Here is a 19866-nt window from a genome sequence, read left to right as displayed (position 1 = left end):
GCTCGCGCAGAGCCAAAAGCAAATCCCCCCTAGCCCCCCCTTTTTCAAAGGGGGAACGCCAACCATCGCCCCCTTTGCAAAAGGGGGCGGGCGCCCGATGCGAATCGATGTCGATGCTCTACTCGCGGCGCCGGGGGATTTGCTGTTGCTCGCGCAGAGCCAAAAGCAAATCCCCCCTAGCCCCGCTTTTTCAAAGGGGGGGACTTTCCCCCTCTCTTCATCGCCGCATGAGCGACAATGAGGCGATCCGCGCGGATCGCCGCGCCACCGCATCGAGCCAGCCCGCCCCATGGCCAAGAAATCCCCCGCCGCGTCCACCAGCCAGCCCAAGCCCGCCGCCGCGCCCATCGAGGTCGACGCCAGCCGCGCGCCGCCGCTGGGCATGCCCGCCGCGCAGTTCCTGCGCGATTACTGGCAAAAGCGCCCGCTGCTGATCCGCAACGCCTTTCCCGGCCTGGTCTCGCCGATCCAGCCCGAGGACCTGGCCGGCCTGGCTTGCGAGGAGGCCGCGCTGTCGCGGCTGATCCAGCACGACCGCGCCAGCGACCGCTATTCGCTGCGCCACGGCCCCTTCGAGGAGGCCGAGTTTCCGGCGCTGCCGCATCAGGACTGGACCCTGCTGGTGCAGGACGTGGACAAGTGGGACGCCGACGTGGCCGCGCTGCTACCCGCATTCGACTTCCTGCCGCGCTGGCGCGTCGACGACATCATGGTGTCCTTCGCCGCGCCCGGCGGCTCTGTCGGCGCGCATGTCGACCAGTACGACGTATTTCTGCTCCAGGCCCAGGGCCATCGGCGCTGGCAGATCGATGCCGGCCCCAACCCGCCGCAGGAATTCCGCGCCGACGCCGAGCTCAAGCTGCTGCGCGAGTTCGCGCCCAGCCACGAGTGGGTGCTGGGCCCCGGCGACATGCTCTATCTGCCGCCCGGCGTGCCCCACCACGGCGTCGCCGAGGACGCCTGCCTGACCTTCTCGGTGGGCATGCGCGCGCCCTCCTCGGCCGAGCTGATGGGCGACTACATCGACACTCTGGCCGCCGAGGCCGACGAGTCGCTGCGCTACCGCGATCCCGACCTGAGCCCGCCGGCCGACCCGGCCGAGATCGATGCCGCCGCGATGACGCGCGTGGTCGAGGCCCTGAACACCCTGCGCATGAACGACCCCGACCGCCTGGGCGACTGGTTCGGCCGCTTCATCACCGTCTACCGCGCCGCCGGCGTGGTCTCGCCGGGCGCCGAACCGGCGCGCTCGCGCATCGAGATCGAATGGGACCTGGAACAGGGCGCGAGCCTGTGGCGCCACCCCTGGTCGCGCCTGGCCTGGCGCCGCGCCCACGCCAAGGGCCAGGCCGCGCGCCTGTACGTGAGCGGCCAGGAGTACGCCCTGGCGGCCAAGGACGCGCAGGCCCTGGCCAATGCGGTCGAGATCGACCAGGCCGTGTACGCCGCGCTGTCCGAAGCCGGACGCGCCTGCGTGCACGAGCTGATCGCCGGCGGCCACTACCGCCTGGGCCTGGACGACGACGAAGGCGAGGACGAAGGAGAAGGCGCGTGAGCGCGGCCGGCCACGGCTTCAGCGTGGTCGCCGTGGCCGACTACGCGGCCGCGAAGCCGGCGCTGCGGGCGGTACGCGAGGCGGTGTTCGTGCGCGAACAGCAGGTGCCCGAGGCGCTGGAACTGGACGCCGAACGCGACCCGCTGTGCGAACACGTGCTGGCCCTGGACGCGACCGGCGCCCCGATCGGCACCGGCCGGCTCACACCGGACCGGCGCATCGGCCGCATGGCCGTGCTCGCGCCCTGGCGCGGCCGCGGCGTCGGCGACGCCCTGCTCGCCGCGCTGCTGCAGCGCGCCGCCGAGCTGGGCTGGCGCGAGGTGTCGCTGCACAGCCAGGCCGCGGCGGTCGGTTTCTACGCCCGCCACGGCTTTCTGCCGCTGGGCGAGCGCTTCCTGGAAGCCGGGATCGAGCACCTGGGCATGCGCCGCCTGCTCGGCGCGGCCAACCCGGTCGAGAGCCGCGAGGCCGCCCTGGCGGCCTTGCTGGGCGTGATCGCGGGCGCGCGGCGCGGCCTGTCGATCTACAGCCGCGAACTCGACCCCGGCCTGCTCGACCGCGCCGACGCGATCGCCGCGCTGCGCCGCCACGCCACCGCCGGCGGCGGCGTGCGCGTGCTGCTGCAGGACCCGGCCGCGCCGCAACGCGCGCTGGCGCCGCTGATCGGCCTGGCCCAACGCCTGCCGACCGCGTTCGAGTTCCGCGCGATCGAGGAACCGGTCGATCAGAACTACCCTTCCGCCTACGTCGTCAACGACCGCGACGGCTGGTACTTCCGCACCCTCGGGCACCGTTTCGACGGCGAGACTCGCATCGACGACGGCGCCCGCGCGCGCCAGCTGCGCGCGCATTTCGATCCGGTCTGGGAGCGCGCCCGCCCTTGCAGCGAGTACCGCGCGCTCGGGATCTGAGCCGGGCCCGGCCCGGCTTCGACGCCGGGGCCTGAGTGCCGGTTAAACCTCCGCCCCGCTGCGGCCGCTTTCCGGCGCGGCTTGAAAGCGCGCGCGCCAGCCCAAGATTTTCCGGGCTTGCCGCAACGGCTGCTTCGACGGTCCGGCCCGGTCGGCTGCCGGAAATCGAAGAAAATCTGTCGCTTAGACCTAAGTAGTTATGCCGCTGGGCTTAACACTACCGCTATAATTCCGATCCTATGTCCGCGCGCAGCGCCGTCGGCGCGCGCGCGACTCCACATCCGCCCCCTAGAGTTTCCCGATAATCATCGTGGACAGCCTCCTGAAGCAGTTCTCCCAGTCCTCGCAACTCGGCGCCAACGCCGCCTTCATCGAAGACCTGTACGAGCAGTACCTGGTCGATCCCGACAGCGTCGGGGCCAAATGGAAGGCCTACTTCGACGGTTTCAAGGGCCGCGAAGCCGGCGACGTGCCGCATTCGGCCGCCATCGACGCCATCGCTCAGGCCAGCCGGGCCGCCGCCCGCGGCGCGCCCAACGGCGCCGCGCCGGGCACCGGCCCCAGCGACGAACGCGAGCGCGGGGTCGGCAAACTGATCACCGCCTACCGTTCGCGCGGCCACCTGGCAGCCAACATCGACCCGCTGGGCCTGCTCGAGAAGCCGGAAGCGCCGGACCTGGCGCTGGGCTTCCACCGCCTGTCCGAAAGCGACCTGTCCGGCGAGTTCAGCACCGGCGGCGTGGGCGGCAAGGAACGCATGAAGCTGGGCGACCTGGTCGCCCTGCTCAAAGCCACCTACACCGGCCCGATCGGCGCCGAGTTCATGCACATCGCCGACGCCGAACAGCGCCGCTGGATGTACGAGCGCCTGGAAACCGCGGCCGGCAAGTACGGTCGCAGCGCCGAAGACAAGAAGCGCATCCTCGAGCGCCTGACCGCGGCCGATGGCCTGGAACGCTACCTGGGCACCAAGTACGTCGGCCAGAAGCGCTTCTCGCTGGAAGGCGGCGACGCCCTGATCCCGCTGATGGACACCACCATCCGCCGCGCCGGCGAGCACGGCGCCCAGGACGTGGTGATCGGCATGGCCCACCGCGGCCGCCTCAACGTGCTGGTCAACACGCTCGGCAAACCGCCGCGCAAGCTGTTCGACGAGTTCGAAGGCAAGTTCGAGCACATCGAAGGCGACCTCGCCCACACCGGCGACGTCAAGTACCACATGGGCTTCAGCGCCGACGTCGCCACCCCGGGCGGCCCGGTCCACCTGGCGCTGGCGTTCAATCCCTCGCACCTGGAAATCGTCAACCCGGTGGTGGCCGGCAGCGTGCGTTCGCGCCAGACCCGCCGCGGCGACCAGGGCCGCGCCCAGGTGCTGCCGATCCTGCTGCACGGCGACGCCGCGTTCGCCGGCCAGGGCGTGGGCATGGAACTGTTCCAGATGTCGCAGGCGCGCGGTTTCGCGGTCGGCGGCACGCTCCACATCGTGATCAACAACCAGGTCGGCTTCACCACCAGCGCCCGCGAAGACGCGCGCTCGACCCTGTACTGCACCGACGTGGCCAAGATGGTCGGCGCGCCGATCCTGCACGTGAACGGCGACGATCCGGAAGCGGTGGTGTTCTGCGCAGAACTGGCGCTGGACTTCCGCAACCGCTTCGGCCGCGACGTGGTCATCGACCTGGTCTGCTACCGCCGCCACGGCCATAACGAGGCCGACGAGCCGGCGGCGACCCAGCCGCTGATGTACCAGGTGATCCGCAAGCACAAAACCCCGCGCGAGCTGTACGCCGAGCGCCTGGTCGCCGAGGGCACGCTGCAAGCCGCCGACGCGCAGGCCCTGGTCGACGGTTACCGCGACAAGCTCGACGCCGGCGCGGTCACCACCGAACTGGTCGAGGTCAAGCCGGACGAGTTCACCATCGACTGGTCCAAGTACCTGTCGGGCAAGGTCACCGACCCGGTCGACACCACCTTCGACCGCGCCAAGCTCGACGGCCTGGCGGTGCAGATCAACACCGTCGCCGACAGCGTCAAGCTGCACCCGCGCGTGGCCAAGATCTACGAGGACCGCCGCAAGATGGCGGCCGGCGAACTCGCCGGCGACTGGGGCTTCGCCGAGAACCTGGCCTACGCCACCCTGCTGACCGAGGGCTACAAGCTGCGCCTGGTCGGCCAGGACTGCGGCCGCGGCACCTTCTTCCACCGCCACGCGATCCTGCACGAGCAGACCAGCGACGATTACGTGCTGCCGCTGCGCGAGTTGGTCAAGACGCCGTCGGACGTGACCATCATCGACTCGCTGCTTAGCGAGGAAGCGGTGATGGCGTTCGAGTACGGCTACTCGACCGCCGATCCCATGACCCTGGACATCTGGGAAGCCCAGTTCGGCGACTTCGCCAACGGCGCCCAGGTCGTGATCGACCAGTTCCTGTCCTCGGGCGAAGCCAAGTGGGGCCGTCTGTGCGGTCTGGCGCTGTTCCTGCCGCACGGCTACGAAGGCCAGGGCCCGGAGCACAGCTCCGCGCGTCTGGAGCGTTTCCTGCAGCTGTGCGCGCTGGAGAACATGCTGGTGTGCGCGCCGACCACCCCGGCCCAGGCCTACCACATGATCCGCCGCCAGATGCGCATGAGCACGCGCAAGCCGCTGGTGGTGATGACGCCCAAGTCGCTGCTGCGCCACAAGCTGGCGGTGTCGAGCCTGGACGAACTGGCCCAGGGCGAGTTCCAGCACCTGATTCCGGACGCCGCCGCCAATCCGAAGAAGGTCAAGCGGGTCGTGCTGTGCTCGGGCAAGGTCTACTACGACCTGCTGGAAGAGTCGCAGAAGCAGGGCCTGGAAGACGTCGCCCTGCTGCGCGTCGAGCAGCTCTACCCGTTCCCGCGCCAGGCCCTGAGCGAACAGCTCAAGCGCTACGCCGCGGCCAAGGACGTGGTGTGGTGCCAGGAAGAGCCGCAGAACCAGGGCGCGTGGTACCAGATCCGCCATCACCTCGCCGCCTGCCTGGCGCCGAAGCAGGCCCTGCATTACGCCGGCCGCGCGCGTTCGCCTTCGCCGGCGGCGGGCCATCTGGCCGACCACGTCGCCGAGCAGACCAAGCTGGTCGCCGACGCCCTGGTCAATTCGCTGCACGGCGAGGACAGCGCCGAGTAATCGGCGCCGTCCCGCGCATACCCCCTACCTACGCCCCATATCAATCAAGCAAGCCAGGATGCCCACCCCATGAGCACCGAGATCAAAGTCCCCGTCCTGCCCGAGTCCGTCTCCGACGCCACCATCGCCACGTGGCACAAGAAGCCGGGCGACGCGGTCAAGCGCGACGAGAACCTGGTCGACCTCGAAACCGACAAGGTCGTGCTCGAAGTCCCCTCGCCGGTCGACGGCGTGCTCAAGGAAATCAAGTTCGAGGAAGGCGCCACCGTGACCAGCTCGCAGCTGATCGCGATCGTGGAAGCCGGCGCCGCCGCCGAGGCCAAGCCGGCCGCGGAAGCCGCTCCGGCCGCCGCCAAGGCCGCCGAACTGCCGGCCGCCGGCGCGCAGCCGATCACCCCGAAGCCCGAGGCCGCCAAGGCGCCGGCCGGTAACGACCAGCTGCCCCCGGGCGCGCGCTTCACCGCGAACAAGGAAGGCATCGACGCCTCCCAGGTCGAAGGCACCGGCCGCAAGGGCGCCGTGACCAAGGAAGACATCCTCAACTACGCCAAGTCCGGCGGCGTCGGCAACGCCTCGGGCGCACGCGCCGAAGAGCGCGTGCCGATGACCCGCATCCGCGCGCGCATCGCCGAGCGCCTGATGCAGTCGAAGAACTCGATCGCGATGCTGACCTCGTTCAACGAAGTCAACCTCGGCAAGGTCATGGCCATGCGCAAGGAGCTGGGCGAGTCCTTCGAGAAGGCCAACGGCGTCAAGCTGGGCTTCATGAGCTTCTTCGCCAAGGCCGCCGCCAACGCGCTGCAGCGCCACCCGGTGGTCAACGCCTCGGTCGACGGCAACGACATCGTCTATCACGGCTACGCCGACATCTCGATCGCCGTGTCCACCGACAAGGGCCTGGTCACGCCGGTGCTGCGCAATGTCGAGCGCATGGGCTTCGCCGACGTCGAAAAGGCCATCGGCGATTACGCCAAGAAGGCCCGCGACGGCAAGCTGGCGCTGGAAGACCTGCAGGGCGGCACCTTCACCATCACCAACGGCGGCACCTTCGGCTCGCTGATGTCGACCCCGATCGTGAACCCGCCGCAGTCGGCGATCCTGGGCATGCACGCCATCAAGGAGCGCGCGATCGTCGAGAACGGCGCCGTGATCGCCGCGCCGATGATGTACATCGCGCTGTCCTACGATCACCGCATCATCGACGGCAAGGACGCGGTGCTGTTCCTGGTCGACATCAAGAACCAGCTCGAGAACCCGCATCGCATGCTGCTGGGCATGTAATGCCCAGCCGGGATTCGGGATTGGGGATTCGGGATTCGCAAAGGCAAAAGGCCGATGCGGGTTCCTCCCCTCTCCCGGGACCTTGGCCTTATCGCAAGCATTTTTCGCGGGCTTCGGAATTCGCAGCGCTGACGCGCTTTGAACGAATCCCGAATCCCCAATCCCGAATCCCGTGAGCGAATGATAATGAGCGAACAATTCGACGTAGTCGTCATCGGCGCCGGCCCGGCCGGCTACCACGCCGCCATCCGCGCCGCCCAGCTCGGTCTCAAGACCGCCTGCATCGACGCCGCGCTCGGCAAGGACGGCAAGCCCGCCCTCGGCGGCACCTGCCTGCGCGTGGGCTGCATCCCGTCCAAGGCCCTGCTCGACAGCTCGCGCCAGTTCTGGAACCTGCAGCACCTGTTCGGCGAACACGGCATCACCACCGACAACGCCAAGATCGACGTCGCCACCATGATCGGCCGCAAGGACAAGATCGTGAAGCAGTTCACCGGCGGCATCGCGATGTTGTTCAAGGCCAACAAGATCGCCCCGTACTACGGCTTCGGCACCCTGCATCCGGGCAACGTGGTCAAGGTCAAGCAGCACGACGGTTCGGAAGTCGAGCTCAAGGGCACCAACGTCATCATCGCCGCCGGTTCGGATTCGATCGAGCTGCCGTTCGCCAAGTTCGACGGCGACAAGATCGTCGACAACGTCGGCGCGCTGGACTTCACCGAAGTGCCCAAGCGCCTGGGCGTGATCGGCGCCGGCGTGATCGGCCTGGAGCTGGGCAGCGTGTGGAAGCGCCTGGGCGCCGAGGTCACCATCCTCGAAGCCCTGCCCGACTTCCTCGCCGCCGCCGATGCCGAGGTCGCCAAGACCGCGGCCAAGGAATTCAAGAAGCAGGGCCTGGACATCAAGCTGGGCGCCAAGGTCAGCAAGGCCGAGATCAAGAAGGACGGCGTGCACCTGACCTACAACGACGGCAAGGCCGATCAGGCATTGGTCGTGGACAAGCTGCTGGTGGCCGTCGGCCGTCGCGCCGCGTCCAAGGGCCTGCTGGCCGAGGGCACCGGCGTCAAGCTCAACGAGCGCGGCCAGATCGAAGTCGACGAGCACTGCCACACCGGCGTCGACGGCGTGTGGGCGGTCGGCGACTGCGTGCGCGGCCCGATGCTGGCGCACAAGGGCTTCGAGGAAGGCATCGCGGTCGCCGAGCTGATCGCCGGCCTGCCGGGCCACGTCAATCTCGACACCGTGCCGTGGGTGATCTACACCGAGCCGGAAATCGCCTGGGTCGGCAAGACCGAGCAGCAGCTCAAGGCCGAGAACATCCCGTACAAGACCGGCAGCTTCCCGTTCGCGGCGATCGGCCGCGCCGTGGCCATGGGCGAGCCGGCCGGCTTCGTCAAGGTCATCGCGCACGCCGAGACCGATCGCGTGCTCGGCCTGCACCTGGTCGGCGTTGGCGTGTCGGAACTCGTGCACGAGGGCGTGCTGACCATGGAATTCAACGGCTCGGCCGACGACCTCGCCCGCATCTGCCACGCCCATCCGACCCTGTCGGAAGCGATCCACGACGCGGCGATGGCGGTGGACAAGCGCGCGATCCATAAAGCCAATTGAAGCCGGGATTCGGGATTGGGGATTCGGGATTCGCAACAGCGGCCCGTCCCCTATCCGGATCCCATGCAGACGCCAGGCTACGCCTGGCGTTTTGCTTTTACCAATCCCGAATCCCCAATCACGAATCCCGTGCTATGAAATCGCTCTGCGTCTACTGCGGCTCCAATTCCGGCTCGCAACCGATCTACACCGAACGCGCGATGGCGCTGGGCCAGCGCATGGCCCGCGACGGCATCGCCCTGGTCTACGGCGGCGGCAACGTCGGCCTGATGGGCGTGGTCGCCGACGCGGTGCTGGAAGCCGGCGGCGAGGCCATCGGCGTGATTCCCGAGCAACTGGTCAACTGGGAAGTCGCGCATCGCGGGCTGAGCAAACTCGAAGTGGTCGGCTCCATGCACGAGCGCAAGGCGCGCATGTTCGATCTCGCCGACGCCTTCGTCGCCCTGCCCGGCGGCTTCGGCACTCTCGACGAAATGTTCGAGATGCTGACCTGGCGCCAGCTCGGCATCGGCGACAAGCCCTGCGCCTTCCTCGACGTCGAAGGCTTCTACTCGCCGCTGATGGCGATGCTGGACCGCATGGTCGCCGAACGCTTCCTGCATGCCGACCAGCGCCGCGACCTGTGGCACGGCGACGATCTGGACGCGATGCTGACCTGGATGCGGGCCTACCGCCCGGCCGAAGCCAGCAAGTGGATGGACGAGAAGCGCCGCAACGCGCTGCGCTAAGCTGCATCGATCCAGAAGGAGATCGGACGATGCGCGCGATCGCGGTGCCCTTGCTGCTCGGCTTATGCGCTTGCCAGCCCGCCGAATCGGTCGAGCCCGAGTTCCGCGACGACACCCATGTCGTGCTCAAGCGCAGCGGCTGCCCCGGTGCGTGCACGCCCTACGAGGTGCATATCGGCCCCGGCGGCAATGCCGTGTTCGTCGGCCGCGATCGAACCGGCAAGCACCCCGAGCGCAATCAGGACGGCGATCTGGTCAGGGCCTATGCGCTGGCTTATCCGCATCGCCGCGCGATGTTCGATCTGATCTTCTCCCCACGCTACGCCGAACTCGAACCGGTCTACAGCGCCGGCACCGGCGACGGCCAGACCACGACGATCACCATCACCGATCGCCAAGGCACCCGCTCGGTCTCGCGCAACGGCGCCGCCTGCCTGCGCGACAGCAAGCAGCCCGGCGCGCTTAAGGCGGTCGCGGCGGCCGGCAAGCCGGCGCGCTGGGTGCCGGACGTGTTCTGCGAAACCGTGGAGCTGATCGACAGCGCCAGCTGCGCCACCTATTGGAGCGCCGAACTCGAAGCGCCCGACGACCCGGCCGATCCGCGCCTGTCGCCGCCGTGGCAATGCCGCCCGGCGGATCATCCCCACTGACGACAACGCGCGCGACCCCGGCCCGGATCCGCCCCAGGCTGCGTTAGGATCGCGTCGGGGAATACAGAATCCGGAACATCCGATGCGCACTCCGTTCGCGACCGCCGCACTCGCGGCCATGCTGGTCTGGCCGCTCGCCGCCGGCGCCAAAGACAAAGCGGCCAAATCGGCCTACGACTGCGCCGAGCTCGCCGAGCTGCCCGCCGATGCCAGCGACACCGACCGCCGCCTGACCTGCACCATCCCCGACAAATACCGCCGCGACGTCGCCATCGCCGAGTACATCGGCAACGCGATCCGCCGCCACGACCTGGCGGCGTGGCTGACCACCGACCAGTTGGTCAAGATCAAGGCCCTGCCGGACGCGCCCGGCCAGCCCTCGGGTTGGCTCACCCTCGAGCGCGACGACGACATCGACGTGCGCTACTTCAGCAAGGTCGACGGCCAGTTGGTCGCGTTCGCATCGGCGACCCTGGGCTTGGCGCCGCTCGGTGTGCGCGACGCCACCCGCCTGCAACCGCCGCAGCCCGCGCAGCCGCGCGAACAACGGCTGATGGCGGCGCTGCATCTGGCCCGCCAGCAGGACCAGGTCTATTGCAGCCAACGTCCGCCCAATACGGTCGCCTTCGAGTACGAAGAGGACGGCCAGGACCAGATCCTGGTGTTCGTGATGACCCCATGGCTGGACGAGTCCGCGCCGCTGGGCGGTTACGCGATGTACCGCATCGACGCCCAGGGCGAACGCCTGATCGACCGCTACGAACAGACCCGCGGCTGCGTGAGCACGACCCTGGATCAGGCGCGCAAGCCCGATGCGCTGTTCGTCTCGCATCTGACCTCGGCCGCGCCGACCATGTTCCATGTGTTCATGAGCCTGCAGTACCGCACGCCGATCGTGGTGTTCACCACCCAGAACGAGCAGTTGTGGAAGGTCGAACAGGGCCGTATCCGGCTGTTGGGCCCGGACGAGCCCGACTACCGCAAGCTCAAGCAGTGGAGCGACGGCATCGAACGCAAGCACGAGGCCGCGCCGACTTCGAGCCCGATCGGCTAAGCGCGACGCGTCCGCGTCTGGCCGCGTCATGACGGGGCGCGCAATCGCGCTCGGTTATCATCGCGTTCTGTCCGCAGAGACCGCGCCATGACCGTGCCCAGCGACTTCAACGCCTTCCGCATCCACAGCGACGACGCCGGCTACCGCAGCGGCATCGAACGCGTGTCCATCGACGCGCTCTCGCCGGGCGAGATCGTGATCAAGACCGCCTATTCCTCGATCAACTTCAAGGACGCGCTGGCCGGCACCGGCGAAGGCAAGATCCTGCGCCGCTTCCCGCTGGTGGGCGGCATCGACGTGGCCGGCCATGTGGTCGCCTCCAGCGACGACAAGTTCCGCGAGGGCGACGCGGTGCTGGTGACCGGCTGCGGCCTGAGCGAAACCCGCGACGGCGGCTACGCCGAGTACGCGCGCCTGGAGGCGCAATGGGCGATTCCCCTGCCCGGCGGCCTGAGCCTGCGCGAGAGCATGATCCTGGGCACCGCCGGCTTCACCGCCGCGCTCGCCCTGCACCGCATGCAGGACAACCGCCAGACGCCCGAACTGGGCCCGCTGGCGGTGACCGGCGCCAGCGGCGGCGTGGGCTCGCTGGCGATCGACATCTTCAGCCGCGCCGGCTACGAAGTGCACGCGATCAGCGGCAAGGCCGAGCAGGCCGACTATCTGAAGTCCATCGGCGCCAGCCAGGTGCTGGGGCGCGACGCTCTGGCCACCGCCCGGCCGATGGAATCGGCGCGCTTCGGCGGCGGCCTGGACAACGTCGGCGGGCCGATGCTGACCAGCCTGCTGGCCCAGACCGCGCCCTACGGCAACGTCGCCAGCGCGGGCCTGGCCGCCAGCCCCGCGCTGGACGCCACGGTGATGCCGTTCATCATCCGCGGCGTGTCCCTGCTGGGGGTGGCCTCGGCCGGCACCGCTCGCCAGATCCGCGACGAAGTCTGGCGCCATCTGGGCAGCGACTGGAAACCCGCGCACCTGGACCGCATATGCACCCGTGAAGTGGGGCTGGCCGAACTGCCCCAGGTGTTCCCGGGCATGCTGGCCGGGGGTTCCCTGGGCCGGACGCTGGTCGTGATCTAGTTGGCATTGCGGCGTCAGCGCGCATCGCTACAATCGAGACAATTCCGGGGGAAACACATGGCGCGTATTCTGATCGTCGACGACTCACCGTCTCAGCTGATGGGCATCCGCCGCATCGTCGAGAAGCTGGGGCATGAGGCCTTGACCGCCGAAGACGGCGCGGCGGGGGTGGAAGCCGCCAAGCGCGAAATCCCCGACCTGATCCTGATGGACGTGGTGATGCCGAACCTCAACGGCTTCCAGGCCACGCGCTCGATCTGTCGCGAGGCCACCACCAAGCACATCCCGATCGTGCTGGTGACCACCAAGGACCTGGACACCGACCGGGTCTGGGGCATGCGCCAGGGCGCCAAGGCCTACATCACCAAGCCCTTCAGCGAAAGCGACCTGTCCGAGATCATCGCCCAGCTGTTGCCGGGCTGATCGACGCCCGCGGGCCGTCGCAGGCCCGCCGCTTTAGCGTAAAGCCCTACCGCTTTCCGTGGGAGCGACGCGAGTCGCGTTCGTGGAGCGTCGGCGTGCGGCGCAGTTCGGCCTCGCATAGACCTGATGCGTAGGATGTGGTGAGCCGCAAGCGAACCGCATCGCCCGTCGCCAGTGCGCTATCGCGCCGGTGCGGTTCGCTGCGCTCACCGCAGCCTACGGCATCCGCTCAGCCGCGCCGCCAATCGTCGCCGAAGGCGTCGCGCATGCGCGCGTAGGCCTCGTGCTGTTCCTCGGTGTGGGCGCGCGGCGCCAGCACCTCCAGTTCGACGATCTGGTCGCCCGGCGGCGTGCCCGGCAGGCCGCGGCCGCGCAGGCGCAGCTTGCGCCCGGCTTCCGAGTTCGGCGGAATCTTCAGCTCGACCGCGCCGCCCAGGGTGGGCACGCTGATGGTCGCGCCCAGCGCCGCTTCCCAGGGCGCCAACGGCAGCACGTGGATCACGTTGCGGCCGTCGACCTCGAAATGCGGATGCGCGGCGTATTCGATCTCCAGCAGCAGATCGCCGTGCGTCCCCTGCCCGCCCAGGCGTATCAACTGCCCCGGCTGGATGCCCTTGGGAATGCGCACTTCCAAGGTGCGACCGTTGACCGAGATGCGCACCATGCCGCCTTCGTAGATCGTCTCCAGCGCCACCGCCAACTTGGCGCGGCTATCGCCGCGCGGCGGCGGACGCCCGGCCTGGCCGCCGAAGCCGGCCGGGCCGCGACCGCGTCCGAACAGGCTCTCGAAGAAGTCGCTGAAACCGCCGCCCGCGCCGCCGCCGGCGAAGATCTCGTCGAAATCGGCGCCGCCGTAACCGCCGCCGAAGCCGCCCGGCGGCGGCTGGACCTCGTCGCCGGGCCGGTAGCCGCGCGCGCGCAGTTGGTCGTAGGCGCCGCGCTTCTGCGGATCGCGCAGCGCTTCGTAAGCCTCGTTGACGGCCTTGAACTTGTCCTCAGCGCCGGCCTCCTTGCTGACGTCCGGATGGTACTTGCGCGCCAGCCGCCGGTACGCGGTCTTGATCTCGGCCTCGCCGGCGCTGGGCTCCACACCCAGGGTTTCGTAGTAATCCTTGAACTGCATCGCGGCTCCCTCAAGCTCGCTGGTGAGCGGCCGACACCGCCCCACAGAGTAGGCGGCGCGCGATCGCACGGGAAGACCGGGTCGAAATGGCCGCTGCGCCTGCGTTTTTCAATGCTTGCGCGCACAATGCGCGCTGTACCCGGGTCTTGACGCGCCGTTACGCGCGCGCCGACCAGACTGCCATCCCCACCGGAGAATATCCCCATGAGCATCCAGGTCGGCGACCGCCTGCCCGAAGTCAATCTGCAACGCATCCGCGAAGGCGTCGAGACCGTCGACACCAACGCCCTGTTCGACGGCCGCAAGATCGTGCTGTTCGCCGTGCCCGGCGCGTTCACCCCGACCTGCTCGGAAAAGCACCTGCCCGGCTTCGTCTCGCATTTCCACGATTTTCGCGCCAAGGGCATCGAAGTCGCCTGCATGGCGGTCAACGACCCCTTCGTGATGCAGGCCTGGGGCCAGAGCCAGCACGTGCCCGACGGCCTGATGATGCTGGCCGACGGCAACGGCGACTTCACCCGCGCGCTCGGCCTGGAGCTGGACGCCAGCGCCTACGGCATGGGCACGCGCGCCAAGCGTTTCGCGCTGTACGCCGAGAACGGCGTGGTCACCCAGTTGGAAGTCGAAGCCCCGGGCGAGTACCGCGTGTCCTCGGCCGAGCACATGCTGTCGCTGGTCTGACCGCAGCGAACTGAACGCGGGAGGCGGCGCCTACATCGCCGTCACCGGCCGCCGGGCATCGTTGGGGGCACCTCGCCCCCAGCGACCCGCCAGGAGGTCGATATGAGTGCCAAACCCACACGCAAGTCCGCACACGCGGTCGCCGCCACGGCCAGCCGCAAGCCCGAAGCGGCGATGATCACCGACGTCAAGGCGATTCGCGCCCGCGCCCGTCAGCATATTCAGGACGGCGCGATCACCAGCAGCTACAACGCCGACCGCGGCACCGTGATCAAGCTGCTCAACGAAGCGCTGGCGACCGAAATCGTCTGCGTATTGCGCTACAAGCGCCACTACTTCATGGCCAGCGGCCTGATGGCCGACGCGGTCAAGGCCGAGTTCCTCGAGCATGCCAACGAGGAGCAGGCGCACGCCGACCGCATCGCCGAACGCATCGTCCAGCTCGGCGGCGAGCCCGACCTGAACCCCGATGTCTTGTCCAAGCGTTCGCATGCCGAGTACGTGGAAGGCAGCGATCTGCGCGACATGGTCAAGGAGGATCTGGTCGCCGAACGCATCGCCATCGACAGCTATCGCGCGATCATCGACTACCTCGGCGACCGCGACACCACCACCAAGCGCATGCTGGAAGCCATCCTCGCCCAGGAAGAGGAACACGCCGACGAGCTGGCCGACCTGCTCGACGGCTGGACCGGCAAGTAAGCGCCTAGGCGGCGCGCCCGGATCGGGCGACGGCGGCGGCCGCCAGGGCCGCTGCTAGACTCGCCGCATGAGCCGCCTGGTCCATATCGCCCGCATGCGCGCCCGTCTGGAGCGCGCGCATTGGCCGCGCCTGCAGATGGCGACGGTGGTCGCCATTACCGGCGGCGTCGGCTTCGTGGCCTCTTACGTCCTGCTGCGCGGCGGCATGGATGCGATGTGGCAGCGTTACCCGCTCGCAGTCGCCATCGCCTACGCCGTATTTCTGTTGTTGTTGTGGCTGTGGGCGCGGTTCTTCGAGCGTAAGGCCTACGACTGGCTCGACCTGGTGCCCGATGGCGGCGGCCACAGCGGCGGTGGCGGCGCCAGCGGGTCTCCCGGCGGCGGCGGGCACAGCGGCGGCGGGGGCGCTTCGGCGTCGTTCGAGGTCGACGGCAACGTGCCCATGCCCTCGATCGCGGCGCCCGACATCGACATGAGCCTGCCTGAGCTGGAACTGCCCGACGCATTGGGCGGCGTCGAGGAAGGCGGCTGCGCGCTGGCGCTCCTGCTGCTGGTGGCGACGGTGGCGCTGGGCGCCCTGCTGTTGACCGTCGGCTGGGTGGTCTGGATCGCGCCCACCCTGATGGCCGAGCTGATCCTGGACGTCGCCCTGGCCGGTAGCCTGTACCGGAGACTGCGCCGTATCCAGACCCAGCACTGGCTGCGCACCGCGCTGCGACGCACGATCTGGCCGGTGCTGGGCGTCGCCCTGACCCTGGCCGTGCTCGGCTATGCCGGAACACGCTACGCGCCGGGCGCGGACTCCATCGGCGACGTGGTCGCCGCGATGCGGGCGCGCGAGTGAAACCTCAACGCATGCGCCCTTTGCCGCGCGAATTCGTCCCGTTCCGCCTGCTCGGCGCGCCGGTGGTGTTCCACTGGAGCGTGCTGGTGGTCGTGGCGCTGATCCTCAGCTTGTCGTTCAGAAGCAATCCGCTCACCGCTGCCGTGGGCGTGCTCGCGTATCTGCTGTTGATCGTCGCTCATGAAGCCGGCCACGCCTGGGTCGCGCGCCGCCATGGTCTCTACGTGGAGAGCCTGCGGATCTATCCGATGCATGGCGGCTGCGTGCACGAATCGGCGCGTACGCCCGCGCAGGACATCGCGATCGCCTGGGGCGGCGTCGGCGCGCAGGCCCTGCTGTTCGGGTTGGCGATGCTGATCGGCGCGCTGCCCTCCTCGACCGGGATGCTCGCCTCGCTGCAGACCGCGGTGGTGATCGCCTGGGGGCCGGTCAACCTGATGATCCTGGTGCTCAACCTGCTGCCGGTGCCGCCGTTGGACGGCGCTCGCGCCTGGCGCGTACTGCCCTGGATGCGGCAGCGTTGGCGCATGCGCGCGCAGGCCAAGCCGGTCAAGCCGAAGCCGCGCGCGTCGGGCGAACGCGGCCAGGTCGTATCGCTGGACGAGCATCGCAAGCGCAAACCGCGCAGCGACGACTGAGACGTCGCGCTTAAAGCGCCGCGATCAGATGACCGCCCGGCGGCGCTTTAGGATGCGGTGAGCGCGGCGAACCGCATCACCGGCGTGAGTCCTGCATGGCGACGGTGCGGTTCGCCTGAGGCTCACCGCACCCTACGGCGAATCGGCGCGGGGTGGTTGCGACCCAACCGCCATGCCTGCCCGCTTACAGCGTCTTTTCCAGATACGCCTTGGTCTTGTCGGAAATGTTCGGCGTGTCCACATCGAAGGCGAAGGTCAGCGTGCCGTCCGCGGCCAGGCTGAAACTGCCGTTGCGGTCGCCGGGTTTGTGGCTGCAACGCAATGCCTTGACCCTGGCCGCGATGGCCGCCTTGGACGTGGGGTCGTCGCACATATGCGCCATGCCGTCGGCGACGGCCTGGCAATAGTTCGAGGCGACCTGCTTTTGCGCCACGAACGGCGCGACCAGATTCGGATCGAGCTTGGCGCCGAGGGCATAGCCGCATTTTTCCTGGAACAGCGAGACCTTCGCATCCAGCCAGCCCTGCCATTGCAGCAACTGCTTCTGCTCGCCCAAGGATTGCGCGAACGCGGGCAAAGCGGCGATCGACAGCACAGCAAGCACGGTGATTCTGTTCATGAGCACATCCTGTAGTGACGGAGGCGCGAGGCGCGCAACGGCAGCCGGCTTTCCACCATCGCCTCATCGCCACGATCATGCCGGCCGCTGCAATGGAACAGCCGTGCGGTTAGCGTCGAGTGACGAATCGGAGGGCATGCACAGACATCTCACCGCATATGCGCCAAATAGGCATGCACAGTGTCCATCTGATGCATTTGCAGCGTGCCATTCTCCGTCGTTACGAGCTTGCGATTCAGGCCCGGACGAACACCGCGCTATTCGAGCCAGCTCAGCGCAGCACCCGGAACCGCACTCGCGACCAGGCGCCGCTGTCGGCCAAGGCGGTGAGCTGATGATCGCCGGGCTCGCCGAAGTCGTGCGCGAAGGCGGTGTCGCCCTCGGTCTCGCCGATCAGGCGCCCGTCCAGCAACCAACGGATCCGCGCCGCGCTGCCGATCGCGCGCAGGGACAGCCGCAGCGCGTGCACGCTGCCGGGCGCGCGCGCGATCGTGGCCTGATCGGCCAGGCCTTCGATGCGCAGTTCCTCGCTGGCGTCGCGCCCATCGGCGGCGCAGTCCGGCGCCAGCGCCGGCAGGCGCGAGGCGCGGCGGGTCTCCGCGGCCAGCCAGGGCGAGGCCAGGGCCGGCCAGCGCGCGATGCTGGCCTCACGGCGCGCATGCGAGGCGCTGCAATCGGCGGACAGGCGCAGGCCGCTGCGCGCATCGACCTGGAAACGCTCGACGCCCGCGTTCCACAGGCGCGCATCGCGCTCGGCGAAGGTCGGCGGCACCGAGCCGTCCAGGGTCCAGGCCTGCAGCTTCTTCTGGCACAGCTGCGGCGCCTGTGGATCCGGCGGCAAGCCCAGCGGCCAGCACACCTCGATCTGCTCGACGTTCGCCGGCGGCGGCTTCAGCGCGCCGTCGCCGCGTTGGCGCGGCAGGCTGTCGACCACCTCGAACAGCAGCGGCAAGGCGGTGACCGCGCCGTACTGGCCGGGCAAGGGCGTGCCGTCCGGCCGCCCGACCCAGACCCCGACCGTGTAGCGGCGCGTGCTGCCCAGCGCCCAGGCGTCGCGGAAGCCGTAACTGGTGCCGGTCTTCCAGGCCACCCGCGGTCGGCCCGAGGTATCGAAGGTGTCGGCGACGGCGCCCGGCCGCGGATTGGCCTCGAGGATTTCGCGCACGATCCAGCCCGCGCCCGGCGACAACAAGCGCCGTTCCAGCAGCGGCGCGTCCGGCGTGTAGCGCACGCGTCCGGCCAGGCCTTCGCGGTTTAGCGCCGCGTAGGCGCCGACCAGATCCTCCAGGCGCGCGCCGGTGCCGCCCAGAATCATCGACAGGTTCGGGGTCGCGCCGCGCGGCCAATGCAGTTCGATGCCCGCATGCGCGAGCCGCGCCGAGAAACGGCTGGGCCCGACCCGATCCAGCAGATCCACCGCCGGCACATTGAGCGACAGGCGCAGCGCCTCGGCCGCGCCCACCGGCCCGTTGAAGGTCGCGTCGAAATTGCCCGGCCGGTAGTCGCCGAACGACTGCGGCGCGTCGACCAGCAGGCTTTCGGAATGGATCAGGCCGTCGTCCAGGGCCAGGCCGTACAGGAAGGGCTTGAGCGTCGAACCGGGCGAGCGCCAGGCCTTGACCATGTCGACGTGGCCCAGGCGCGCGGTATCGGCGAAGGTCGCCGAACCGACGTAGGCGCGTGCCTCCAGGCTCGCGTTGTCGATCACCAGCAAGGCCGCCGAGGTGCGCTCGGGCAGATTGGAGAAGTAGGCCGCGACGCGGTCCTCGAGGGTGCGCTGCAGTTCGATGTCGATGGTCGAGGTCAGCCGCGTCGCCTTGGGTTGCTCGAAGCGCAGGCGCTGGGCCAGCAGGGGCGCGTGCTGCGGCGGTTGCAGCGAACGCGCCACCACCGGTTCGATGCGCGCGTCGGCGACCAGCGCGCGCGACCACACGCCCAGCGCGGCCATGCGCGCCAGCACCTTGTCGCGCGCCACTCGCGCGCGCTCGGGTTCGCGGTCCGGACGCAGCCGGCTCGGCGACTGCGGCAGCACCGCCAACAGCGCGGCCTCGGCATGCGACAGGCGCGACGAAGGCTTGCCCAGATAAGCCCAACTCGCCGCCTCCACGCCTTCGACGGTGCCGCCGAACGGGGCGCGATTGAGATAGAGGGTCAGGATCTCGCGCTTGGACAGATGCGCTTCCAACTGCAGCGCGCGCAGCAATTGCTTGAGCTTGCCCCAGGGCGTGCGCGTATGCGGATCCAGGATGCGCGCGACCTGCATGGTCAGGGTCGAACCGCCGGAGACCACCCGGCCGCTGCCCAGCCACTGCCCGCCCGCGCGCAGCAAGGCGTAGGGATTCACGCCGGGATGCTTCCAGAACCAGCGGTCCTCGTAGTTCAGCAGGGCCTGCAGGTACAGCGGCGAGACCTGCTCGATGCGCACCGGGTACCGCCAGATGCCGCCGCGATCGGCGAACGCGCGCAGCGGCGTGCCGTCGGCGGCGACCACCACCGCGCCGGCCTGACCCTCGCGCGGCAGCGGCAGCGGGAAGGCCAGATCGAGCAGCATCGCCGAGGTGACGAACAGCAGCGCGGCGAGCAGCAGCTTCATTCCGAAGCGGCGCGGCTTCGGCAGCGCGGTCGTTGCCGCTGCTGGATCGGACTTCACTCCGCGCAGGCGACGCCACCAGCGCTTGCACGCGCCTATGCCCCCTCTCCCGCCTGCGGGAGAGGGTTGGGGTGAGGGCCGCTCCGGCGCCGGAGGTTCCGTACTGCTCACTGGATTCACCGGCTTTCGTTTACTGGAAGTACTTGGGAATGGAAGCACTCACGC

The 19866-nt window shown here is 69.1% G+C and carries 17 protein-coding genes; 14 read left to right on the top strand and 3 right to left on the bottom strand.

Translation table 11 applies throughout. The features are described 5' to 3' along the window. The first annotated feature begins 382 nt into the window (after window positions 1-382). The 10 genes from ASE43_RS01465 to pilH all read left to right on the top strand — a co-directional run bounded on the left by ASE43_RS01465 (window position 383) and on the right by pilH (window position 12444). Window positions 383-1555, top strand: a complete 1173-nt coding sequence (locus ASE43_RS01465) for a cupin domain-containing protein (protein WP_235568654.1) — start codon at window positions 383-385, stop codon at window positions 1553-1555. After that, the gene (locus ASE43_RS01460; protein ID WP_235568623.1) at window positions 1552-2466 is read left to right on the top strand and encodes a GNAT family N-acetyltransferase; all 915 of its coding nucleotides are present in this window, start codon (window positions 1552-1554) and stop codon (window positions 2464-2466) included. The genes ASE43_RS01465 and ASE43_RS01460 overlap by 4 nt, the downstream gene beginning before the upstream one ends. Before the next feature lie 310 nt (window positions 2467-2776). Beyond that, the gene (locus ASE43_RS01455) at window positions 2777-5617 is read left to right on the top strand and encodes a 2-oxoglutarate dehydrogenase E1 component (RefSeq protein WP_057159223.1); all 2841 of its coding nucleotides are present in this window, start codon (window positions 2777-2779) and stop codon (window positions 5615-5617) included. A 69-nt stretch (window positions 5618-5686) separates the two neighbouring features. Next, on the top strand, window positions 5687-6898 hold the full coding sequence (sucB, locus tag ASE43_RS01450; RefSeq protein WP_056174484.1) for a dihydrolipoyllysine-residue succinyltransferase: 1212 nt from the start codon (window positions 5687-5689) through the stop codon (window positions 6896-6898). Window positions 6899-7084: 186 nt separating this feature from the next. Continuing rightward, the gene (gene lpdA / locus ASE43_RS01445) at window positions 7085-8509 is read left to right on the top strand and encodes a dihydrolipoyl dehydrogenase (protein WP_057159222.1); all 1425 of its coding nucleotides are present in this window, start codon (window positions 7085-7087) and stop codon (window positions 8507-8509) included. 134 nt (window positions 8510-8643) lie between these two features. After that, window positions 8644-9237, top strand: coding sequence for a TIGR00730 family Rossman fold protein (locus ASE43_RS01440; RefSeq protein ID WP_056174481.1), 594 nt, complete (start codon window positions 8644-8646; stop codon window positions 9235-9237). 29 nt (window positions 9238-9266) lie between these two features. Then, window positions 9267-9887 carry a hypothetical protein gene (locus ASE43_RS01435; RefSeq protein WP_057159221.1) on the top strand — a complete coding sequence of 207 codons (621 nt, stop codon included), beginning with the start codon at window positions 9267-9269 and terminating at the stop codon, window positions 9885-9887. 82 nt (window positions 9888-9969) lie between these two features. Beyond that, window positions 9970-10941 (top strand): hypothetical protein, encoded by a 972-nt coding sequence (locus ASE43_RS01430; RefSeq protein WP_057159220.1) that lies wholly within the window; start codon window positions 9970-9972, stop codon window positions 10939-10941. A gap of 87 nt (window positions 10942-11028) precedes the next feature. Next, window positions 11029-12021 (top strand): YhdH/YhfP family quinone oxidoreductase, encoded by a 993-nt coding sequence (locus tag ASE43_RS01425; RefSeq protein ID WP_056174474.1) that lies wholly within the window; start codon window positions 11029-11031, stop codon window positions 12019-12021. Window positions 12022-12078: 57 nt separating this feature from the next. Further along, the gene (gene pilH / locus ASE43_RS01420; protein ID WP_056174471.1) at window positions 12079-12444 is read left to right on the top strand and encodes a twitching motility response regulator PilH; all 366 of its coding nucleotides are present in this window, start codon (window positions 12079-12081) and stop codon (window positions 12442-12444) included. 229 nt (window positions 12445-12673) lie between these two features. Here the strand turns inward: pilH and ASE43_RS01415 are convergent, their stop codons facing one another. Then, window positions 12674-13567 (bottom strand): DnaJ C-terminal domain-containing protein, encoded by an 894-nt coding sequence (locus tag ASE43_RS01415; protein ID WP_056174468.1) that lies wholly within the window; start codon window positions 13565-13567, stop codon window positions 12674-12676. 204 nt (window positions 13568-13771) lie between these two features. Between ASE43_RS01415 and ASE43_RS01410 the strand changes: the two genes are divergently transcribed. The 4 genes from ASE43_RS01410 to ASE43_RS01395 all read left to right on the top strand — a co-directional run bounded on the left by ASE43_RS01410 (window position 13772) and on the right by ASE43_RS01395 (window position 16432). Beyond that, complete coding sequence (locus ASE43_RS01410; RefSeq protein WP_056174466.1) at window positions 13772-14248, top strand: peroxiredoxin; 477 nt, start codon at window positions 13772-13774, stop codon at window positions 14246-14248. 174 nt (window positions 14249-14422) lie between these two features. Continuing rightward, complete coding sequence (locus ASE43_RS01405) at window positions 14423-14950, top strand: DUF892 family protein (RefSeq protein ID WP_056176571.1); 528 nt, start codon at window positions 14423-14425, stop codon at window positions 14948-14950. Window positions 14951-15017: 67 nt separating this feature from the next. Then, window positions 15018-15794 carry a hypothetical protein gene (locus tag ASE43_RS22070; protein ID WP_057159219.1) on the top strand — a complete coding sequence of 259 codons (777 nt, stop codon included), beginning with the start codon at window positions 15018-15020 and terminating at the stop codon, window positions 15792-15794. A gap of 11 nt (window positions 15795-15805) precedes the next feature. After that, window positions 15806-16432, top strand: a complete 627-nt coding sequence (locus ASE43_RS01395; protein WP_057159218.1) for a hypothetical protein — start codon at window positions 15806-15808, stop codon at window positions 16430-16432. Between the two features lie 184 nt (window positions 16433-16616). On the opposite strand, the gene ASE43_RS01390 is transcribed toward ASE43_RS01395, so the two are convergent. Both ASE43_RS01390 and pbpC read right to left on the bottom strand, forming a co-directional pair. Then, window positions 16617-17051: a hypothetical protein gene (locus ASE43_RS01390; protein WP_157499606.1), complete on the bottom strand. Its 435-nt coding sequence runs from the start codon at window positions 17049-17051 to the stop codon at window positions 16617-16619. A gap of 271 nt (window positions 17052-17322) precedes the next feature. After that, window positions 17323-19644 carry a penicillin-binding protein 1C gene (gene pbpC / locus ASE43_RS01385; protein ID WP_082607035.1) on the bottom strand — a complete coding sequence of 774 codons (2322 nt, stop codon included), beginning with the start codon at window positions 19642-19644 and terminating at the stop codon, window positions 17323-17325. Between the last annotated feature and the right edge of the window lie 222 nt (window positions 19645-19866).

This window comes from Lysobacter sp. Root983 (assembly GCF_001429345.1).
Classification (GTDB): domain Bacteria; phylum Pseudomonadota; class Gammaproteobacteria; order Xanthomonadales; family Xanthomonadaceae; genus Lysobacter.
Note: the sequence above shows the minus strand (reverse complement) of the source record. Positions and strands in the feature narration are given on the sequence as shown.